We start from the raw sequence: 20139 nt of genomic DNA, 5'->3' as shown, positions 1-20139 counted from the left end.
ATGGCCAAAATACTGGTGGTCGAGGATAACCCCGCGAATATGAAACTGGCAGTACTTCTCTTGCAAAAAGCAGGTTACAGCGTGCTTAGCGCCATGGATGCGGAGGTTGGCTTGACATTAGCGCAAACTGAGCAACCCGACTTAATCCTGATGGATATCCAGCTGCCCGGCATGGACGGCTTGGTCGCTACAGCACTGCTCAAGCGGAACGTTGCCACGCGCACCATTCCGGTCATCGCACTTACCGCCTTAGCGATGAAAGGTGATGAGGAACGCTGCCGTAGCGCCGGTTGTGATGGATATATCGCCAAACCGTTGCGCTATCAGAAACTGTTGGCGGAGATCAAGGCACAGTTGGCGAAGCGTAATTATTCGTTATATTCTTCAATGGAACCGAGTAAAGAAGAAAGCCCACCATGACTTCCCCTATAGCAACAATCCTGATTGTGGATGATGAGCCCAAAAACAGGAGCTTGCTGGAAGTTTTACTTAAGCCGGAAGGCTACCTTACCGTTACTGCTAACAGCGGTGAAGAAGCATTGGCAATGGTGGAGGAGAACCCCCCAGACTTGATTCTACTCGATGTCATGATGCCCGGCATGGATGGCTATGATGTAGCGGCCAAGCTCAAGACCAATCCTGCCACCCGCAACCTTCCCATCATTATGCTCTCTGCGTTGGATGACCGCGGTTCCAAGCTGGCCGGGCTAAGCGCCGGAGCAGAAGACTTTCTTACTAAACCGATAGATCGTGCCGAGTTGTGGGTGCGCGTGCGCAATCTATTACGCTTGAAAGAATACAGCGACTTTCTCGCTCAGCATAACCAGCTCCTCGAGCAGGCTGTGCGCGGGCGAAACGAGGAGATCACGGAGCGCAAACGCGCAGAGACTCAAATCATTCGACTCAACCGCCTCTATGCAATCTTGAGCGACATCAATGCGGCCATTGTTCGTATTCGGAACCGGCAAGAGTTATATACTGAAGCTTGCCGTATCGCAGTGGAGCACGGCCATTTCAGGATGGCCTGGATAGGATCGGTGGACTCCAAAGGGACGGGCCTGTCACCCTTGGCCTGGTCGGGCTTTGATGAAGGATATCTTGACAAAATCACCTTGGCCATCAGGAACAATGAGGCGGATACTTTAGTACTGGCAATGCGGGCGCTACAGGAAAAAAAACCCGTTGTCTGCAACGACATCGATTCCGATCCCAAGCTGGCGCACTGGCATATAGATGCGAGGCAGCGTGACTACCGTTCCATGGGCGTATTCCCCCTGATGGGAGACGACCAGCCGGTTGGCTTATTCGTCCTCTATGCTTCAGAGCTAAATTTCTTCGATATGGAAGAAATAAAACTGCTCACCGAGGTGACCGCAAATATTTCATATGCACTCGAATATATCAAAAAGGAAGAGAAGCTCAATTACTTGGCCTATAACGATGTCCTGACCGGACTTCCCAGTCGCACCCTGTTCCATGATCGACTCGTCCAGGCGCTGACCAACGCACATCGTCACAGGGATAGGTTGGGAGTTCTGTTCATTGACCTGGATAATTTCAAGAACGTAAACGACAGCCTGGGCCATCATGCCGGCGATATGTTGCTGAAACAGGTTGCCGCCATGTTTTCCGTCTGTATGCGAGAGGGCGATACTGTGGCGCGCCTGGGCGGGGATGAGTTCGTGGTAATTCTGGACAGCATGACATCGGAAGACGATGCTTGGATGGTATCGCAGAAAATCCTCAAGCTTATGACTAAGCCACTCACTATTGAAGGCCACGAGCTACTCGTCACATGCAGTATCGGCATCGCGCTCTACCCCAAAGACGGCGAGGACGCCAAGGCCTTGCTTCAGAGTGCCGATGGCGCTTTGTACCTGGCCAAGAACAAAGGTCGCAACAATGCCCAGTTCTGCACCGCCGAAATGAACGCCAAGGCACTAGAACGGCTAACGCTGGAAAACGACCTGCGACAAGCAATTAATCGCCAGGAATTTCTACTGCATTATCAGCCGCGAGTTGATCTAATTAGCGGCGAAATCACCGGCATGGAAGCTTTGGTACGCTGGCAACATCCCGTCCAAGGCTTACTTTACCCGACCAAGTTCATCCCAGTGGCGGAGGAATCTGGCCTGATAGTGCCGCTCGGAGAATGGGTGTTGCGCACCGCCTGCGAACAGAATAAGGCATGGCAGCGTGCCGGACTCAAGCCAGTAAGCATCGCAGTCAACCTTTCGGCACGCCAATTCAAGCAGCAGGATCTGGTTGAAATAGTTACCCGTATGTTAAAAGAAACTGAACTGGATCCCTCCTATCTTGAGCTGGAACTGACCGAGAGCATGGTCATGCAGAATGTAGAGGCGGCCATAGCTACACTCTCTCAATTCCAGGCAATCGGGGTGAAACTCGCGATTGACGATTTCGGCATCGGCTATTCAAGCCTAAATTACCTCAAGCATTTTCCAATAAGTTTTCTTAAAATAGACCAGTCATTCGTGCGCGACATCACCACCAACCGGGATGACGCGATAATCGCCAAGATCATCATTTCCATGGCACATGATCTGGGACTCAAAGTAATCGCCGAGGGGGTCGAAACCGATGGGCAGAAATCTTTCCTGAGTTTGCATCATTGTGACGAAATGCAGGGCTACTTTTTCAGTATGCCGATCCCAGCCGAGGAATTCGAAATTCTGCTCAGGGAGAGATGCTGCATGTCGATGACAAAACCGCGATTACTTTGAGCTGGCGCAATTGCCTTTCTTCATGACGGATCTGCTACGATCCGTACTTGAATCTGCCAGTTAGCAGGCCATTATGAATCATCCATGAAAGGTTGTTTTTAAGATATGAATCCATTACTTTATTTTTCCGGTTTGCCGCGTTTTGAGGAAATCCGCTCTAAACACGTTGCGCCGGCGCTTGATCAACTTTTAACTGAAAATCGTGAGCTATGCGAGCGACTATTGGCCGATGTCTCTGCCCCAACTTGGGACAATTTCATACAGCCGTTAGCGGATGCCAACGAGCGTTTATCACGATCATGGGGGCAGGTTTCACACTTGAATGCAGTGATGAACTCGGCCCCACTACGCGAAGTATACAATGCCAATTTACCCAAGATTACGCAGTATTACGGTGAATTGGCGCAAAATCTAGCACTATTTCAAAAAGTGAAGGCCGTACACGCCAGTGGAGAATTTACGACTTTGAATGCGGCACGTCAGAAAATCATTAAGAATCAATTGCGTGATTTTCGCCTCGGCGGGGCCGAATTACCGGAAGCGCAAAAAGTACGCTTTCTTGCCATTCAGGAGGAGCTTTCCACCTTGTGTTCACGTTTTTCCGATAATATTTTGGATGCTACTAACGCTTACACATGGCTGGTTGAAGACGAAGCAGAGTTGTCCGGTATTCCAGCAGACGAACGTCAGGTTGCTGCCGAAGCGGCGCAAGAGGAAGGCAAAACGGGTTGGTTGTTCACCCTGAAAGCCCCTTCTTATGGCCCGCTTATGCAATACGCAGATAACCGTGCGTTGCGCGAGCGTATGTACACTGCAAACAGCACCCGCGCCAGCGAGCTTTCGTCGAACGCTTCAGCCGCAGATCAAGCCAAGCCGGAATGGGATAACACGCCGTTGATGAAGCAGATTCTAAAACTGCGCGGCGAAGAGGCGCATCTGCTGGGATTTTCCAATTTTGCAGAGTTGTCGCTGGCAACTAAGATGGCGAGCACGCCGCAACAGGTGCAAAACTTCTTGGGTGAATTGGCGCAACGCGCACGACCTTTCGCCGAACAAGATCTGACAGAGTTGCGTGAATTTGCCCGCACGCAACTCCATATAACAGATATGCAGGCATGGGATGTCAGCTACGCCAGTGAACATTTACGCCAACAGCGCTATGCTTTTTCTGAGCAGGAAGTGAAGCAATATTTCCCGGAAGATAGAGTGCTGGATGGCATGTTCAAGTTGGTGGAAACGTTATATGGCCTAACCGTCCGCTCTGCGCCAGCACCACTGTGGCATTTAACAGTAAGTTTCTACGACATTCTGGACGGTGATGGCAGTTTAGTAGGTCAGTTTTATCTCGATTTGTATGCGCGCAGCAGCAAACGCGGCGGCGCGTGGATGGATGATGCCATCACGCGCCGCCGCATTGCGGCTGGCATCCAAACACCAGTCGCCTACCTCAATTGCAATTTTGCTGCACCGGTAGGAGACAGACGCGCGCTCTTCACACATGATGAAGTCATTACCCTGTTTCACGAATTCGGTCATGGCCTGCACCATTTGCTTACCCAAGTGGAAGATCTCGGTGTGTCCGGCATCAACGGTGTGGAATGGGACGCAGTAGAATTGCCCAGCCAGTTTATGGAAAACTTCTGTTGGGAGTGGAATGTACTGCAAGACTTGACTAGGCATGTAGATACAGGGCAAAAATTACCGCGCGCATTATTCGACAAAATGCAGGCGGCGAAAAATTTTCAGAATGGCTTGCAGACCTTGCGCCAGATAGAATTTTCTTTGTTCGACATGCGACTGCATGGCGACTTCGATCCACAGGGTGCGCTGACTATCCAGCAATTGCTGGACGACGTGCGTAGCAAGGTGGCGGTACTTATCCCCCCCGCATTCAACCGGTTCCCTAACAGTTTTTCGCATATTTTTGCCGGTGGCTATGCGGCTGGTTATTACAGCTACAAATGGGCGGAAGTATTATCCGCTGATGCATATAGCCTGTTCGAGGAAAGTGGCGTGCTCAACTTGGCAGCGGGTCTTCGCTTCCGCGAAGAGATACTAGCGGTGGGGGGTAGCCGCGATGCAATGCAATCCTTTGTGGCATTCCGAGGTCGCGAGCCGTCAATTGATGCGCTGTTGCGGCACAGCGGTTTGATAGCGGCAAATTAATTGTGTTCAGTTTTTATGGGGGCAATATGAAAATGCATTTCGTATTGGCTGGGTTGATAGCGCTCATTTGCGGCAGTGCGCAGGCAGACGGGCTGTACCGTTGGGTGGATAAATCCGGCAAGGTACATTACGGCGATGCCCCGGCGGCGGATGCGGCAAAAATTGAACAAAAGAAATTTGGCGCTGCCCCAACAGTTGATGCGAATGATTTACCTTATGCAACCCGTCGTGCCAAACAAAATTTTCCCGTCACTCTGTATGTAGCCGAAAATTGTAGCGATCTATGCAAACAGGCGCGCTTATTTTTGAATAAGCGCGGTATTCCATTTACCGAAAATATCTTGCGTACCAAAGAAGAGTTCGATGCTTTCAATAAGTTATCTGGTAGTGACGGCGTACCGACACTCGCCGTCGGAAAAACCTGGTTCAAGGGTTTTCAAGCTGAGCAGTGGGGCGGCGGACTGGATACGGCAGGTTATGCTCAAACGCCATCCCCTCAACTGCAACCACCTGCTCAACCAATAACAACCAAGCCAGCGAAAACTGAAATTCAACATTAGTAAAAACGGAGATGTCATGGGATCAATCGTGAACACAGTTAAGAAAATTAGAAGCCTGACACTGGTCTGCACTTTAGGCGCCGCAACTCTAACCATCACCGCGTGTGGCGAAAAACCTTCAAAGTCACCCCTACCTAAGACCGAGCCCGCCAAATTGTTCCAGCAGCAACATACAGAGCTTGAACAAGCCAAAAAAGTAGGACAGACCGGGATAAAAAACGCTGAGAATTTAAAGCAGAATGTGGAGCAACAAACCAAGTAAAGCGATAACGGTTTGAACGGCGACCATTTTTTTCGTCGCGCAAAATAATTTGCGCGACGAAGCCAGCGATCGGATCCATAAACCCTTCAAATTGGCGTCACAAGTGACTTGGCAGCTATAGGCGCTGTAATAAAACTATCTTAATGGTTTTACAATACAGGTAAGGAAGCCGCGCGTAGCTGATATAGCTGACTTCTATCCTCAGGATGAACAAAATTCCTCATAACGTTGCCTCAATCGGTGAAAGTTATTTTTGCAATGACCGAAAACCAAAACCCCGAACAAAAAGCCCGCGACACCATCGATGCGCTGCTCAAGCAAGCGGGGTGGATTGTTCAGCACGCCAAGAAGATCGACCTGAACGTTGGATTGGGCCAGGCAGTGCGCGAATATCAGACCGATATGGGACCAGCGGACTATGTGTTATTCGTGAACAAAAAAGCAGTGGGTGTAATTGAAGCCAAACGTGAAGAAGAAGGCCAGCGACTTACTGCCCATGAAACCCAAACCGAAGGATACGCAACGGCCAAGCTGAAGTGGGTCAATAACAAGAAGCCATTGCCCTTCCTCTACGAGAGCACTGGCATCATCACCCGCTTCACCGATGGTCGCGATCCCAAGCCGCGTTCGCGCGAGGTGTTCAGTTTTCACCGTCCAGAAACACTCAAGGAATGGCTGTCACAAGGTGATTCATTGCGTGAACGTTTACAGCACATTCCAACGCTCAACCCAAACCAGCTTCCCGCTAAGGAGCTGCGCCTGCGCGATTGCCAGGAAACCGCCATCACCAATCTGGAAGAATCGTTCAAGGCCGACCGTCCGCGTGCCTTGATTCAAATGGCAACCGGTGCGGGCAAGACCTACACCGCGATCACCTCGATGTATCGCCTGCTCAAGCACGCTCAGGGTAAACGCATCCTGTTTCTGGTGGACACCAAAAACCTCGGCGAACAGACTGAGCAGGAAATGATGTCCTACGTGCCCATCGACGACAACCGCAAGTTCACCGAGCTGTACAACGTGCAACGGCTGAAAAATTCCTTCGTCGCCAAGGATGGCCAGGTGTGCATCAGCACTATCCAGCGCCTATATGCCATCCTCAAGGATAAAGAGCTGGACGAGGCCACCGAAGAGATCAATCCCGCCGAACTAAAGCTGGGCAAAGAGCCTTTACCCGTGGTCTACAACGAAAAAATCCCGCCGGAGTTTTTCGACTTCATCTTTATTGACGAATGCCACCGCTCCATCTACAACCTGTGGCTGCAAGTGATCGACTATTTCGATGCCAGCCTGATCGGCCTCACCGCCACGCCGGACAACCGCACCTACGGCTTCTTCAAGAAGAACGTGGTCAGCGACTACAGCCACGAAAAAGCCGTAGCCGATGGCGTCAACGTCGGCAATGAAGTGTATGTGATCGAAACGCAGATCAGCCAGCAGGGCGGCGTCATCCCCGCGCAGGTGCAGGTGCAACGCCGCGAAAAACTCACGCGCAAAAAACGCTGGGAACAGCAGGACGAAGACGAAGCCTATTCCGCCACCCAGCTCGACCGCAACATCGTCAACCCGGACCAAATCCGCACCGTCATCCGCACCTTCCGCGATAAGCTGCCGGAAATTTTTCCGGGCCGCACCGAAGTGCCCAAGACGCTGATCTTTGCCAAGACCGACAGCCACGCGGACGACATTATCCAGGCCGTGCGCGAAGAGTTCGGCGAGGGCAACGCCTTCTGCAAAAAGCTCACCTACAAGATCGAGGAAGACCCCAAGTCGGTACTGGCGGATTTTCGCAACGCCTATTACCCGCGCATCGCCGTCACCGTGGACATGATCGCCACCGGCACGGATGTGAAGCCGCTGGAATGTTTGCTATTCATGCGCGACGTAAAAAGTCGCAACTACTTCGAGCAAATGAAAGGCCGGGGCACGCGCACACTGGACATGGACGACCTGAAAAAAGTCACCCCCTCCGCTGTCAGCGCCAAGACCCACTATGTCATCGTCGATGCAATCGGCGTAACCAAATCACTCAAGACCGCCAGCCAGCCGCTTATCACCAAACCCACCGTGCCGCTCAAGGATTTGGCGATGCAGGTGATGATGGGCGCGACCGATGAAGACACGGTGAGTTCGCTCGCCGGACGCTTGGCGCGGCTCAACAAGCAACTGGATGTCGATGACCAGCGCCGCATCCGCGAGACTGCCGGAGGCCTGGAGCTCAGCCATCTCGTCGGCAAGCTGTTTGGCGCGATTGATGCCGACAACATCGAAGCCCGCGCGCTGAAGCTGGCCGGACAGCCTATTGGCACCGACCCCGGCGACGACAAGCGATCACAGGCGCAACAGCAATTGGTGAGCGAAGCCGCAAAAGTGTTGAATGGCGAACTGGTTGAACTCATCGACACCATCCGCCGCGACAAGGAACAAACCATAGACCATGACAATCTCGACAGCCTGATGCGAGCCGAATGGGACAAAGACGCCGCCAATAACGCGCAAGCCCTCACCGATGAATTCGCCGATTACCTGAAATCGAATCAGGACAACATCGCCGCACTCACCATTTTCTTCAGCCAGCCCCACAGAAGGCGCGAACTCAGTTTCGACCTGATCCGCCAGGTGCTGGACAAACTCAAATCCGACAATCCCAAACTCGCCCCGTTGCGCGTGTGGCAAGCCTACCGCCAGTTGGACGACTACAAAGGCGCGCAACCCATCAGCGAGCTGACAGCATTGGTCGCGCTGATCCGCCGCGTGTGCGGCATGGATGCCAGGCTCGCCACCTTCGACGACACCGTGCGCCGCAACTTCCAGAACTGGGTGATGAAACACCACTCCGGCGGCAGTGAAAAATTCAACGAAGAACAAATGGACTGGCTACGCATGATCCGCAACCACGTCGCCAACTCCTTCCACATTGAGCGCGACGATCTGGAAATGTCGCCGTTCGACGGACAGGGTGGGCTGGGCAAAATGTATCAGTTGTTTGGTGCGAAGATGGAGTCGCTGCTGGATGAATTGAATGAAGTGCTGGTGGCGTAATGAGTGATGTATCGAATCTGCCCAAAAATTGGGTGCAGGTAACTATTGCTGATCTTGGCAAGATTGTTTCTGGAGGCACGCCATCCACAAAAGAGAATTCCTATTGGGGTGGGAATATTAGTTGGATTTCACCTTCAGACCTCACCAGGTATAGCAATAAATGCATCTCTAAAGGTGCGAAGTCCATCACTCAGGAGGGTTTGAAAAAGAGTTCCGCCACCATCATGCCAGCGGGTAGTGTTCATTTTTCGTCGAGAGCACCAATTGGTTATACCGTAATAAGCTCCTGTGATATGACTACGAATCAAGGCTTCAAGAGCCTTGTTCCGGCTCAAGGTATTCTCAATGAGTACATCTATTACTACTTTAAAAGCGCAAAGCAGTTAGCTGAATCAAAAGCTACGGGTACAACGTTTAAGGAAATCTCTGGTACATCTTTTAGCATGTTGCCAGTGCCGCTACCACCAACAAAGGAACAACGCCGCATCGTCGCCAAAATCGAGGAGCTGTTTTCCGAGCTGGACAAGGGCATCGAAAACCTGAAGACCGGCCGCGCGCAGCTCAAGGTGTATCGCCAAGCCCTGCTGAAACACGCCTTCGAGGGCAAGCTCACAGCGCAGTGGCGCGCGGAGAATCAGCACAAACTGGAAGCCGCCGATGTCTTGCAGAAGCGCATCCAGCGAGAGCGCGCGCAACGCCACCAGCAACAACTCGCCAACTGGGAAGCCTCCGGCAGGCAAGGCAGCAAACCAAAAGTCCCGAAACCCCTGCCACCGCTCACCGCCGAAGAATTGGCCGAATTGCCCGAACTGCCGGATGGGTGGGGGTGGACTCGTCTTGGAAATACGAATGTAGACGTATCAGATGGCCCGTTTGGTTCAAACCTTAAAAGCAGTGATTATGTTGATAGCGGTGTGCGAGTTATTCGCCTTGAAAATATTGGTGCTCTTAAGTTTATCGAAGAAAAAGAGTCATACATTACAGAGGAAAAGTACGAGTTGCTCAAACGGCATACAGTGACATCAGGAGATATCGTTTTCTCGTCATTCATCATTGAGAATGTTCGCGTTGCTTTGGTGCCACCAAGCATTACAAAGGCAATCAATAAAGCAGATTGTTTTTGCGTGCGCTTCTCTGGCGAGACATTGGGCAATGTCTTTGTTGTGCTGTTCTTGTCAACGAGGCATGTATACAAACAACTTGAATCTCTAATTCATGGCGTAGGCAGGCCGCGCATTAACACAACGCAACTAAAGAACGTTGTTATTCCTGTGTGCAGTGACGCAGAACAACGAGTTATCATTGCTGAAATCGAAGCCCGCTTGTCCGAAGTTGACCAACTCGAACTAACCATCATCACCTCTTTGCAGCAAGCCGAAGCCCTGCGCCAGTCCATCCTGAAAAAAGCCTTCTCCGGCCAACTGGTGCCGCAAGACCCGCACGAGGAACCAGCATCGGTGTTGTTGGCGAGCATCAGGGCGGAACGGGCTGCGAGCAAAGAGACGGCAAAACCCTCACGCGTTAAAATCCGCCTATGAACGAAAAATTAAACAGTCTTGACTTGCCTGGCCTTGCCGAAGCTTACGATCTGGAATGCAAGGCAGCGCAAGGTCGTGACGGGCGCGGAGAACTACCTGAGGATTTCTGGAAAAGCTACAGCGCGATGGCGAATGCCGATGGTGGCATCATTTTGCTTGGCGTTCAGGAAAAACCTCAGGGCAGTTTCCAGGCACTGGGGCTGGCCGAGATTGAACGTGTGCGCAAGGCTTTATGGGATAACCTGCATAACCGGAAACAGGTCAGCGTCAATTTATTGGACGAGGAAGATATTCAGTCCGTCGAGATCGACGGAAAAACGGTACTGCGCATTCAGGTACCACGTGCTTCGCGTCAATCGAAGCCGGTGTATATCGGCAGCAATCCCCTGGGCGGTACCTATTTGCGCCGCTACGAGGGGGATTATCTGGCCGATGATGAAACGGTACGCCGCATGCTTGCCGAGCGTGTGGAAGATTCACGTGACGAGCGAATTCTGAAAGGATTCGATTTTTCCGACCTTGATATGGAAACGGTGGCCGCTTATCGGAACCGTTTTGCGGCGGTCAAGCCCGGCCACGTCTGGGCTGATTTGCCTGTAACAGAATTTTTGGAGAAGATTGGCGCATACGGTAAAAATCGCGAAGAAGGCTATTCGGGTATACGTTTGGCGGGATTGTTGATGTTTGGCCGGGCCGAAGTTATTCGTGATGCTTTACCGCGTTACATGGTCGATTATCAGGAGCGTCCAGAAGCCAAGGCGGAAAAACGCTGGGTTGATCGGTTAGTGCCTGATGGCGGTTGGTCCGGGAATATCTACGATTTTTTCCGTAAGGTGTATCAAAAGTTGACCTCTGATCTGAAAGTGCCCTTCCAGCTTCAGAATGGTCAGCGGGTTGAGGATACGCCCGTGCATGAAGCTTTGCGTGAAGCCTTGGTCAATACCTTGATTCATGCTGATTTTACAGGTCGTGTATCTGTGCTTGTGGTGAAGCGACCAGACATGTTCGGCTTTCGTAATCCGGGGCTAATGCGTATATCACCCGAGTTAGCGATTCATGGTGGCAATAGCGATTGCCGTAATCGTCGGCTGCAAACCATGTTCCAGCTGGTGGGTTACGGCGACCATGCAGGATCGGGCATTCCAAAAATATATAACAACTGGGCGAATCGACACTGGCGGCGCCCGGTTCTCTATGAGGTTCGTGATCCTGAACAAACTTTGATGGAATTGCGAATGAGCAGCCTGGTGCCTGAAGAGGCGATTGCCGAGCTGGAAGCTTATCTTGGTGAAAAATTCCATGCGCTTTCCGAGCCCGAGCGGCTTGCTTTGATTACGGCCAGTACGGAAGGCGTGGTAAGTCATGCCCGGCTACGGGAAATATGTATTGAGCACCCCGCAGACCTTTCGAAGATTCTGGCGCACTTGGTGCGGGACAACCTTCTTGCTTCGGATGGAACAGGCAGGGGGATGGTCTACTTCTTGCCGTGGCAGAAGCAACGCGAAGATGCACTTTTTGACCTGAGGATGGGGGTGGCGGGTATAGCAGGGAGCCGCACCATACCTCCAGAGCTTGGCTCGGTACCTCCAGAGCTAAACACCATACCTCCAGAGCTCGGAGCTATACCTCCAGAGCTTCCACCTCAGTACCTGGAATGGAATGATCTGCCGCCAGAACTTCAATCGGAGTTGTTGGCGCTGGCAGAACCGATCAGGGCTAAACCCCGCGTTCCTCCAGAGCTTTTGAAGCAGACCATTCTTGCCTTGTGTGATAGGCGTTATCTTGGTAGGCGGGTGTTGGCATGCTTGCTGGAACGAAACGCGGATGACTTGCTCAAGCGGACACTGACCCCGATGGTAGCAGCCAAATTGTTAATTCCTGCCTTTGCTTCAAGCAGCAATCCAAAGCAAGCTTATATGGCTGTCAGTTCATCATCGAAGCAGGCAATGTGATGGAAAAAGAAAGAGCAATAGAGAGGGTAATAACAAATGTCGAATTAGGGAGCGGACTGCTGCCCAATTGATTGTGGGCAAAGCCTCTATAAAACATTCAGTTGCCTGATGTCTCCGACTTGAATGTCGGAGACATCACACTCGGGTTTAGATCGTTAAGAACCCCGCACATAAACAAAACTTGATTCAGGGCTAAAGCATGAACGCAACCGCATCCATCGTTTCCAAGGTCTGGAGTTTTTGCACCACGTTGCGCGACGACGGGGTGGGCTATGGCGATTATCTGGAGCAGCTTACTTATCTGATCTTTCTAAAAATGGCGGACGAATACAGCCAGCCGCCATACAACCGCAAGGTGGGCATTCCCGCTGAATTCAACTGGCAGAGTCTGAAGGCCAAGCGTGGTGCGGAACTGGAGGTGCATTACGTGACGCTGTTGCGTGAGCTGGGCAACAAGTCGGGGATGCTGGGGACGATTTTCACCAAGGCACAGAACAAGATTCAAGACCCCGCCAAACTGTTTCGCCTGATTGCGATGGTGGACGAAACGGAATGGGTGACGATGGGCGCGGATGTGAAGGGCGACATCTACGAGGGCTTGCTGGAACGCAACGCGGAAGATACCAAATCCGGCGCGGGGCAATACTTCACGCCGCGTGCGTTGATCAAAGCGATGGTGGAATGCGTGCGGCCTGAGCCGAACAAGACCATCGCCGATCCGGCCTGCGGCACGGGCGGATTTTTTCTGGCGGCCTATGATTTTCTTACCACCCCGAAAAACTATCAGCTCGACAAGACGCAAAAGAAGTTTCTCAAACAAGATACTTTCAATGGCAATGAGATTGTAGCGGGCACACGCCGTCTGGCCTTGATGAACATGTTCTTGCACAACATCGGCGAAATCGACGGAGAGAGCATGGTGTCGCCGAACGATGCATTAGTAGCTGACAGTGGCAAACGTTACGACTACGTGCTGGCGAATCCGCCATTCGGAAAAAAGAGCTCGATGAGCTTTACGAATGATGAAGGCGAGCAAGAGAAAGATGACCTAACTTACAACCGGCAGGATTTCTGGGCGACGACTTCCAACAAGCAGCTCAATTTTGTGCAACACATCCGCACCATGCTGAAAACCACCGGGCGCGCAGCAGTAGTCGTTCCGGACAATGTGTTGTTCGAAGGCGGCGCGGGTGAGACGGTGCGCAAGAAGTTGCTGGAAACCACCGAGCTGCATACCATATTGCGGCTACCCACCGGTATTTTTTACGCCAACGGTGTGAAGGCGAATGTGCTGTTCTTCGACAACCGTGCGGCGAGTAAAGAGCCGTGGACGAAAACGGTGTGGTACTACGACTATCGCACCAACATTCACCACACGCTGAAAAAGAAGCCACTACGCTTCGAGGATTTGCAGGAGTTCATTGCCTGCTACAACCCGCCAAACCGCCATGAACGCAAGGAAAGCTGGAATGAGCAGAACAATCTAGAAGGCCGCTGGCGAAAATTCAGCTACGAGCAAATCCTCGCGCGCGACAAAACCAGTCTGGATATTTTCTGGTTAAAGGATAAGAGCCTTGCCGATCTGGACAACTTGCCCGAGCCGGATGAACTGGCATTAGAGATCATCGACAACCTGGAGGCGGGGTTGAACAGTTTCAGAGAAATTGCGGCGGCGTTATAGTGAGCAAATTGCACCAAGGTGTTGCAATGCACGTGACAATATCCCACATAAAATCCCATACAATATGCGTGTGAAAATTAATTTCAACTTAATCAATATATTTAAAACTGTATGAAAATTGCGACCTGGAATGTGAACTCCCTTAAGGTGCGTCTGCCTCATACATTGGACTGGCTAGCTGTTAATCAGCCGGATGCGCTGTGTTTGCAGGAAACCAAGCAAGAGGATAGTAAATTTCCCCTGGCAGAGTTACAACAGGCTGGCTATCAAGCTGTATTTAGCGGACAGAAGACCTATAACGGGGTAGCCATTATCAGCAAGACTGTGCCTGAAGATGTAATGTATGGCCTGCCGAATTTTCCGGATGAGCAAAGGCGCGTGATTGCTGCCACGCTCAACGGCGTGCGTGTGGTATGCGTTTATGTGCCGAATGGTCAGAGTATTGATTCAGACAAATATCAATACAAATTGGCGTGGCTGACCGCTTTGCAGAATTGGTTAAAAGACGAGTTGGTTCGTTACCCTAAACTTGTGCTCCTTGGCGATTACAACATCGCACCCGAAGACCGTGATGTGCATGATCCTCAGGCATGGGTAGGCAATGTGCTGGTGAGCGAGCCTGAGCGCGCGGCATTCAGAGCGCTCGAACAACTTGGGCTGCGCGATAGTTTCCGCCTGTTCGAGCAGCCGGAGAAATCCTATACCTGGTGGGATTACCGCATGATGGCCTTCCGCCGCAATATGGGATTGCGCATTGACCACATTTTGGTGAGTGAGGCGCTAGTACCGAATTGCACTGCCTGTTCAATAGACCGCTCGCTACGAAAGTTGGAGCGTCCATCAGATCATGTGCCGGTAGTGGCGGATATCGTCTGAATTCACCGGTGATGCGCGGCTTTATCGCGCAGCGTCCGGTGGAATGATGGATTGGACACCATGCTAGATGATGGATACCTGTTTGATCTTATAAAAAAACTCCGGCTCACTGACGTATTGCATGGCCTTGCCCCACAGTGGGTTTGTACGGTCGTAAAGGTTATTTGCAAGAGCCTTTATCTCCAGTGGCGCATCATCTCGAAAATAATTCTTGTTGTCTCGATTTTTATCGTAGCTCACGCCTGTTATCTTGAATTTTGACGCCGCCACTTTCTTTGACTTCTGCTGCTCTATGTCCTTGTGTGCTGTTTCCCATGTTATGGCTCGTATCATCAAGTAATACGCGCGCTCATCAAATTCGTCATCAATGGTGAATGCGGTTTGGGATGGATACTGCGGTTGTATTTTTCTCTTATACAGGCCGCCAACGACGAATCGGAAATGCAAATTATCCGACGACATCTCGTAGCGTTGGCAATCGACAATATCTACCCAGTGCCCTTTTGCCTGAGCGAGATGCTTCTTCACAAAGAGAACTGCAAAGGCCTCGTCGGTGCTGGCGTATTCAAGGAATTTTTTAAGTAGCTTGTCGTCCATAAGTTCAAATTGTCTGGAAACTGGTACATGGTGCCCAACGTAATTTAGAAGCCGGGCAGCACAAGTCCAATCTTGTTATTGAAAAACGTAAATTTCTGCCGCGCAAGCTATAAGCCAATTCCTGTTTCTTCAGCATTATCCAGTCCAGCTAGAACCATCTCGGCAGCACGCAGCACTGCACGTGCTTTATTCTGTGTTTCTGTCCATTCGCTAGCCGGTACTGAGTCGGCTACTAAGCCTCCCCCGGATTGGACATAAAGAATACCTGCTTTAATCACGGCAGTGCGGATGGCAATGGCAAGATCCATGTCGCCATTGAAGCCCAGATAACCGACCGCGCCCGCATAGATGCCACGCTTGAAAGGCTCTAGTTCGTCGATGATTTCCATCGCGCGTACTTTGGGTGCGCCGCTCACCGTGCCAGCCGGGAAGGTGGCTTTTAATACCTCAATCGCAGCCAGCCCCGGTTTGAGCGTGCCTTCAACATTGGACACAATGTGCATCACGTGCGAATACCGCTCAATTACCATTTTCTCGGTGAGCTTCACCGTGCCCTGTTGTGCGACGCGGCCAACGTCATTACGCCCGAGGTCTATGAGCATCAGGTGTTCCGCCAGCTCCTTCGGATCGGCCAGCAGCTCTTGCGCCAATTGGATATCCTGTTGCGGTGTCTTACCGCGTGGACGGGTGCCGGCGATGGGGCGCACGGTCACGTTGTCACCTTCCAGTCGCACCAGAATTTCAGGTGAAGCACCAACCACATGATGGTCGCCCATGTCGTAATAGAACATGTAGGGTGAGGGATTGATGGAACGTAGCACCCGGTAAAGGTTGAGCGGTGAAGCAGGGAATGGCTGGCTCATGCGCTGCGAAGGTACAACCTGCATGATATCGCCATCAAAAATATAGCGCTTGGCCTTATCTACGGCCTGTTTGTAGGCTTCCTCACCGAACTCAGATATGGCCTCCTGGGGGGGGAATTGCGGGGCACATGGTATTTCAACTGGTTGGCGCAGCAACTGGGCCAGTTCTTGCAGGCGCTGCCGTGCCAATACATACGCATTGGGCAGTTCCGGATTGGCATGTACAATGAAAAAGAGCTTGCCGGACAGATTGTCCACTACCGCCAGCTGCTCGGTGAGCATTAGCAGTATATCTGGCGTGCCGAGCACATCCTGTTTTTGCGTTTTGGCCAGACGTGGCTCGATATAGCGTACGGTGTCATAGCCGAAATAACCAGCCAGCCCGCCGGTAAAACGCGGCAGGCCGGACAGCGGCGCGACTTTGAAACGCGACTGGTAGTCCTTGATGAAATCCAGCGGATTGTCTGCATTTTGGACGGTTTCGCCAGTCGGAGTGGTTAGCGTAATGTGCTTACCGCGCACCGTAATGCGTGTATCGGCGGGCAGTCCGATAAAGGAATACCGACCGAAGCGTTCACCACCCTGCACTGATTCCAGCAGATAGGAATAAGGTTTGTTGGCGAGCTTAAGATACAGCGACAGTGGCGTATCCAGATCAGCAAAGGTCTCTGCCACCAGCGGAATGCGGTTATATCCTTGCTCGGCAAGTTGATCGAAAGCTTGTTCAGAAATGGGATTCAACACAAATTGCTCCTAACTCAAAAAATGGGAAGACGGCAGCACTAAAACGGGGCAACCACACCGAATGGAGTGGTGATCACCATCGCCATGCAGTAGTTTCTCTCCAGATTTTGAAATTTTCGTGTGTCATCAGGTTATGCTTTTTGAATCAGCTTGATCACATCTGGCAGCGTGTCAATCACAGCGTCCAGATCCAATGTATCCACCGGCTCGCCGTGATTGTAGCCGTAGGGCACACACACTATGGGACAACCAGCGGCGCGCGCCGCAACCGAGTCATTGAGTGAATCGCCGATCAGCAGCACTTGCTCCACCGGAACGCCGAAAAACTTCGCGGCATGCAGTAGCGGCAGCGGATGTGGTTTTTTTTCCGGCAGGCTATCGCCGGACAGCACGATCTCAAAATAATGTGCGAGTCCTAAACCCTCAAGCAGGGGCTCAGTGTAGCGTTTTACCTTGTTGGTAATGCAGCCTAGGCGGAACCCGGCCGCCTGCATAGCGTCCAGCCCGGCAATCACTCCCTCAAACGGTTTACTCTGTAATAGCAGCTCATTGTAGTGCTGTTCGAAAATCGGCAGCGCCTGTTCATATAGATTTGCATCCGGCTCGGCATGCATGTCACCGGTCAGCGCGCGTTTCACCAGCCAACTGACCCCATTACCGATATAGCTTGTCAACAAATCTTGTGACACGGCAGGACGACCCAGGTCACGCAACATGCAATTAGCGGAGGCCACCAGTTCAGGTGCAGTGTGGAGTAACGTGCCATCCAGATCTATGAGGATAGCGGAGATGCTCAGTGGAAAATGTGCTCGCACCATTATTTGCTTACTTTGGCTAGTTCGGCGCGCAAAGCGGCGATGATGGAATCATAGCGGTGCGGATCCGTGTCCTTGCCTGCACCATACACAGCGGAGCCGGCAACGAAGGTATCGCAACCCGCAGCAGCAATTTCCGCAATATTGCTGGTGTTCACACCGCCGTCGATTTCCAGCATGATGTCGCGTCCGCTTTCATTAATCTTTTGTCGCGCGGTGCGCAACTTGTTCAGCGCGTCGGGGATAAATTTCTGGCCGCCAAAACCGGGGTTCACTGACATAATCAGGATCAGGTCGATTTTGTCCATGACATGGTCAAGATAGCTCAATGGTGTGCCAGGATTGAATACTAGCCCGGCCTTACAGCCGTTTTCCTTGATCAGGCTGAGAGTGCGGTCGATGTGCTCGGACGCTTCCGGGTGAAACGAGATAATATTGGCGCCGGCTTTGGCAAAATCCGGGATGATACGGTCCACCGGTTTGACCATCAGGTGCACATCGATTTCTGCTTGGGTAAGCGGACGAATGGCAGAGCACACTAACGGACCAATGGTCAGGTTGGGGACGTAATGGTTGTCCATCACATCGAAGTGGATAATATCCGCGCCGGAGGCAATGACATTGATGACTTCTTCACCGAGCTTGGCGAAATTGGCGGAAAGAATGCTAGGTGCAATTTTGTACATGGCGACGCCTTTAACAAGTTTGAATTTGAAGCGCGCATTCTACCCGAAACTTTCCCGATGAATAAATCCAACAGTAGTCAGTTCACTGCTTTTATCATGTTATCCGACTATTGTTACTATGATGCTTCAGTATAAAAGTAAATTGCTGAGCGCTATGCTTCTCGCTCATATTCACCGCCATACTGTTGCAAAATATTCAGCATTGCTGCCGCTTTGTCTAACGTCTCTTGGTATTCTGCATCTGCGTCGGAATCCGCTACGATCCCGCCACCCGCCCAAAAACGGATTTCGCCATCGGCGAATACCAAAGTACGGATAGTGATGTTGCTATCCATGTTGCCATCAAAACCGATGTAACCAATCACACCGCAATATACCCCGCGTCGATGCGGCTCCAATTGTTCGATGATCTGCATAGCGCGTTGTTTAGGCGCGCCAGTTACAGAGCCACCGGGGAAACAATCGCGTAACAACGCCAGCGCATCGCGTCCCGGCGCAAGCTGACCAGTGACGGTGCTTACCAGATGATGTACTTGGGCAAAGCTCTCCAGTTCGAACAGCTTAGGTACTTGCACTGAACCAGGTACACAACTCTTGCCCAGGTCGTTACGCAGCAAATCAACAATCATTAGATTCTCCGCGCGGTCTTTGTCGCTATGGCCCAGCTCTTGCGCCATCTTCGTATCCTCGTGCGGATTGTTTAGACGTGGGCGCGTGCCTTTGATCGGATTGGTTTCGACGCGCCCCTGCTGTACTTGCAAAAATCGTTCCGGCGAGGCGCATAGAATTTGCACCTGCGGAAAATTGAGAAAAGCGGAATAAGGTGCCGGGCTCAGGCGGCGCAATTCGAGATATGCTTGTAGCGAATCACCGGAAGCGCGTGCTGCATAGCGTTGCGCCAAATTGACTTGATAACAATCACCCGCGTGCAAGTAGCGTTGTATGACATCAAATGCGGATTTATACCCCGCGCGGGTAAAATTCGACTGAATGCGGCCGTGTACCTTGAATTTTTCCTGAGGCGCGTTGCTGTTCTGTTGCAATCGCGCAAGAATTTGCGGCAACACTTGCTCTGTTCCTCGTTCGCGTTGCTGTGATACCAGATGTGTAGTCTTTTCCTGATGGTCCAGCACAATCGCCCAGTCATAGATGCCAATCATCATGTCCGGCAGATGTTCAGTTTCCTGTGCCTGTGTGGGTAAAGCAAACAGGCGGCGCGCCAGATCGTAACCCCAGTAACCTAATGCACCGCCCAAAAAGGGAATGCCCGGTATTGCTGCGACGGGTACACCCAATTGCTGGCGCAAGAGGTCAAATGGATCACTGACTGAACGCTGCACACCGGTTGCATTTGTAATTTCCGTGTAGGTGCCATGTGTGACCAGCGTGGCGATGGGTTGTGCGCATAGAATGTCGTAACGCCCCCGTCCACCGCTGTCCAGCCATACCGCCCAAGGCAAATCCGCGATGACCGCGAAGCAGGCGGCAGCATTGGCAGCATAAGGAAGGGAGGCGCTATAAAGCATCGGTGTTGGGGGTAGGAGGAAGGCTTGTGCCGCTTCACAGTACTACTCGATCAACTCAAGTCCCGTATTGCAGGATCAAGCTAGCCA

General features: G+C 51.8%; 15 protein-coding genes. 10 read left to right on the top strand and 5 right to left on the bottom strand.

The features are described from left to right. The 10 genes from MKZ32_RS03145 to xth all read left to right on the top strand — a co-directional run bounded on the left by MKZ32_RS03145 (window position 1) and on the right by xth (window position 14821). Window positions 1–420, top strand: coding sequence for a response regulator (locus tag MKZ32_RS03145; RefSeq protein ID WP_239795937.1), 420 nt, complete (start codon window positions 1–3; stop codon window positions 418–420). Beyond that, a complete protein-coding gene (locus tag MKZ32_RS03140) occupies window positions 417–2744 on the top strand; it encodes an EAL domain-containing response regulator (protein ID WP_239795936.1) in 2328 nt (775 codons plus the stop codon). Before MKZ32_RS03145 ends, MKZ32_RS03140 begins: the two co-directional genes overlap by 4 nt. A gap of 105 nt (window positions 2745–2849) precedes the next feature. Next, window positions 2850–4910 (top strand): M3 family metallopeptidase, encoded by a 2061-nt coding sequence (locus MKZ32_RS03135; RefSeq protein ID WP_239795935.1) that lies wholly within the window; start codon window positions 2850–2852, stop codon window positions 4908–4910. Window positions 4911–4936: 26 nt separating this feature from the next. Then, window positions 4937–5470, top strand: a complete 534-nt coding sequence (locus MKZ32_RS03130; protein WP_239795934.1) for a glutaredoxin family protein — start codon at window positions 4937–4939, stop codon at window positions 5468–5470. Between the two features lie 16 nt (window positions 5471–5486). After that, window positions 5487–5732, top strand: a complete 246-nt coding sequence (locus MKZ32_RS03125; protein WP_239795933.1) for a hypothetical protein — start codon at window positions 5487–5489, stop codon at window positions 5730–5732. Window positions 5733–5972: 240 nt separating this feature from the next. Then, window positions 5973–8774: a type I restriction endonuclease subunit R gene (locus MKZ32_RS03120; RefSeq protein ID WP_239795932.1), complete on the top strand. Its 2802-nt coding sequence runs from the start codon at window positions 5973–5975 to the stop codon at window positions 8772–8774. Continuing rightward, window positions 8774–10312, top strand: coding sequence for a restriction endonuclease subunit S (locus MKZ32_RS03115; RefSeq protein ID WP_239795931.1), 1539 nt, complete (start codon window positions 8774–8776; stop codon window positions 10310–10312). The genes MKZ32_RS03120 and MKZ32_RS03115 overlap by 1 nt, the downstream gene beginning before the upstream one ends. Next, a complete protein-coding gene (locus MKZ32_RS03110; RefSeq protein WP_239795930.1) occupies window positions 10309–12264 on the top strand; it encodes an RNA-binding domain-containing protein in 1956 nt (651 codons plus the stop codon). Before MKZ32_RS03115 ends, MKZ32_RS03110 begins: the two co-directional genes overlap by 4 nt. 199 nt (window positions 12265–12463) lie before the next feature. Continuing rightward, on the top strand, window positions 12464–13945 hold the full coding sequence (locus MKZ32_RS03105; protein WP_239795929.1) for a class I SAM-dependent DNA methyltransferase: 1482 nt from the start codon (window positions 12464–12466) through the stop codon (window positions 13943–13945). A gap of 111 nt (window positions 13946–14056) precedes the next feature. Continuing rightward, window positions 14057–14821: an exodeoxyribonuclease III gene (gene xth, locus MKZ32_RS03100; protein WP_239795928.1), complete on the top strand. Its 765-nt coding sequence runs from the start codon at window positions 14057–14059 to the stop codon at window positions 14819–14821. Between the two features lie 63 nt (window positions 14822–14884). Here the strand turns inward: xth and MKZ32_RS03095 are convergent, their stop codons facing one another. From MKZ32_RS03095 to pabB, 5 genes are all read right to left on the bottom strand, one after another. Next, window positions 14885–15418 carry a hypothetical protein gene (locus MKZ32_RS03095; protein WP_239795927.1) on the bottom strand — a complete coding sequence of 178 codons (534 nt, stop codon included), beginning with the start codon at window positions 15416–15418 and terminating at the stop codon, window positions 14885–14887. A gap of 107 nt (window positions 15419–15525) precedes the next feature. Then, window positions 15526–17025: an anthranilate synthase component I gene (trpE, locus tag MKZ32_RS03090; protein WP_239795926.1), complete on the bottom strand. Its 1500-nt coding sequence runs from the start codon at window positions 17023–17025 to the stop codon at window positions 15526–15528. 131 nt (window positions 17026–17156) lie between these two features. Further along, on the bottom strand, window positions 17157–17843 hold the full coding sequence (locus tag MKZ32_RS03085; protein ID WP_239795925.1) for a phosphoglycolate phosphatase: 687 nt from the start codon (window positions 17841–17843) through the stop codon (window positions 17157–17159). Then, complete coding sequence (gene rpe, locus MKZ32_RS03080) at window positions 17843–18526, bottom strand: ribulose-phosphate 3-epimerase (protein ID WP_239795924.1); 684 nt, start codon at window positions 18524–18526, stop codon at window positions 17843–17845. The genes MKZ32_RS03085 and rpe overlap by 1 nt, the downstream gene beginning before the upstream one ends. 152 nt (window positions 18527–18678) lie before the next feature. Beyond that, a complete protein-coding gene (gene pabB, locus MKZ32_RS03075; RefSeq protein WP_239795923.1) occupies window positions 18679–20052 on the bottom strand; it encodes an aminodeoxychorismate synthase component I in 1374 nt (457 codons plus the stop codon). Window positions 20053–20139: the final 87 nt, after the last annotated feature.

This window comes from Candidatus Nitrotoga arctica, from assembly GCF_918378365.1.
Classification (GTDB): Bacteria; Pseudomonadota; Gammaproteobacteria; order Burkholderiales; family Gallionellaceae; genus Nitrotoga; species Nitrotoga arctica.
This window is presented reverse-complemented; position numbering and strand designations above follow the sequence as displayed.

Excerpts from the sequence above, each read along its gene's own strand:
- MKZ32_RS03145 (WP_239795937.1), top strand. The coding sequence starts at position 1 with ATGGCCAAAATACTGGTGGTCGAGGATAACCCCGCGAATATGAAACTG.
- MKZ32_RS03140 (WP_239795936.1), top strand. The coding sequence starts at position 417 with ATGACTTCCCCTATAGCAACAATCCTGATTGTGGATGATGAGCCCAAA.
- MKZ32_RS03135 (WP_239795935.1), top strand. The coding sequence starts at position 2,850 with ATGAATCCATTACTTTATTTTTCCGGTTTGCCGCGTTTTGAGGAAATC.
- MKZ32_RS03130 (WP_239795934.1), top strand. The coding sequence starts at position 4,937 with ATGAAAATGCATTTCGTATTGGCTGGGTTGATAGCGCTCATTTGCGGC.
- MKZ32_RS03125 (WP_239795933.1), top strand. The coding sequence starts at position 5,487 with ATGGGATCAATCGTGAACACAGTTAAGAAAATTAGAAGCCTGACACTG.
- MKZ32_RS03115 (WP_239795931.1), top strand. The coding sequence starts at position 8,774 with ATGAGTGATGTATCGAATCTGCCCAAAAATTGGGTGCAGGTAACTATT.
- MKZ32_RS03110 (WP_239795930.1), top strand. The coding sequence starts at position 10,309 with ATGAACGAAAAATTAAACAGTCTTGACTTGCCTGGCCTTGCCGAAGCT.
- MKZ32_RS03105 (WP_239795929.1), top strand. The coding sequence starts at position 12,464 with ATGAACGCAACCGCATCCATCGTTTCCAAGGTCTGGAGTTTTTGCACC.
- xth (WP_239795928.1), top strand. The coding sequence starts at position 14,057 with ATGAAAATTGCGACCTGGAATGTGAACTCCCTTAAGGTGCGTCTGCCT.
- MKZ32_RS03095 (WP_239795927.1), bottom strand. The coding sequence starts at position 15,418 with ATGGACGACAAGCTACTTAAAAAATTCCTTGAATACGCCAGCACCGAC.
- MKZ32_RS03085 (WP_239795925.1), bottom strand. The coding sequence starts at position 17,843 with ATGGTGCGAGCACATTTTCCACTGAGCATCTCCGCTATCCTCATAGAT.
- rpe (WP_239795924.1), bottom strand. The coding sequence starts at position 18,526 with ATGTACAAAATTGCACCTAGCATTCTTTCCGCCAATTTCGCCAAGCTC.
- pabB (WP_239795923.1), bottom strand. The coding sequence starts at position 20,052 with ATGCTTTATAGCGCCTCCCTTCCTTATGCTGCCAATGCTGCCGCCTGC.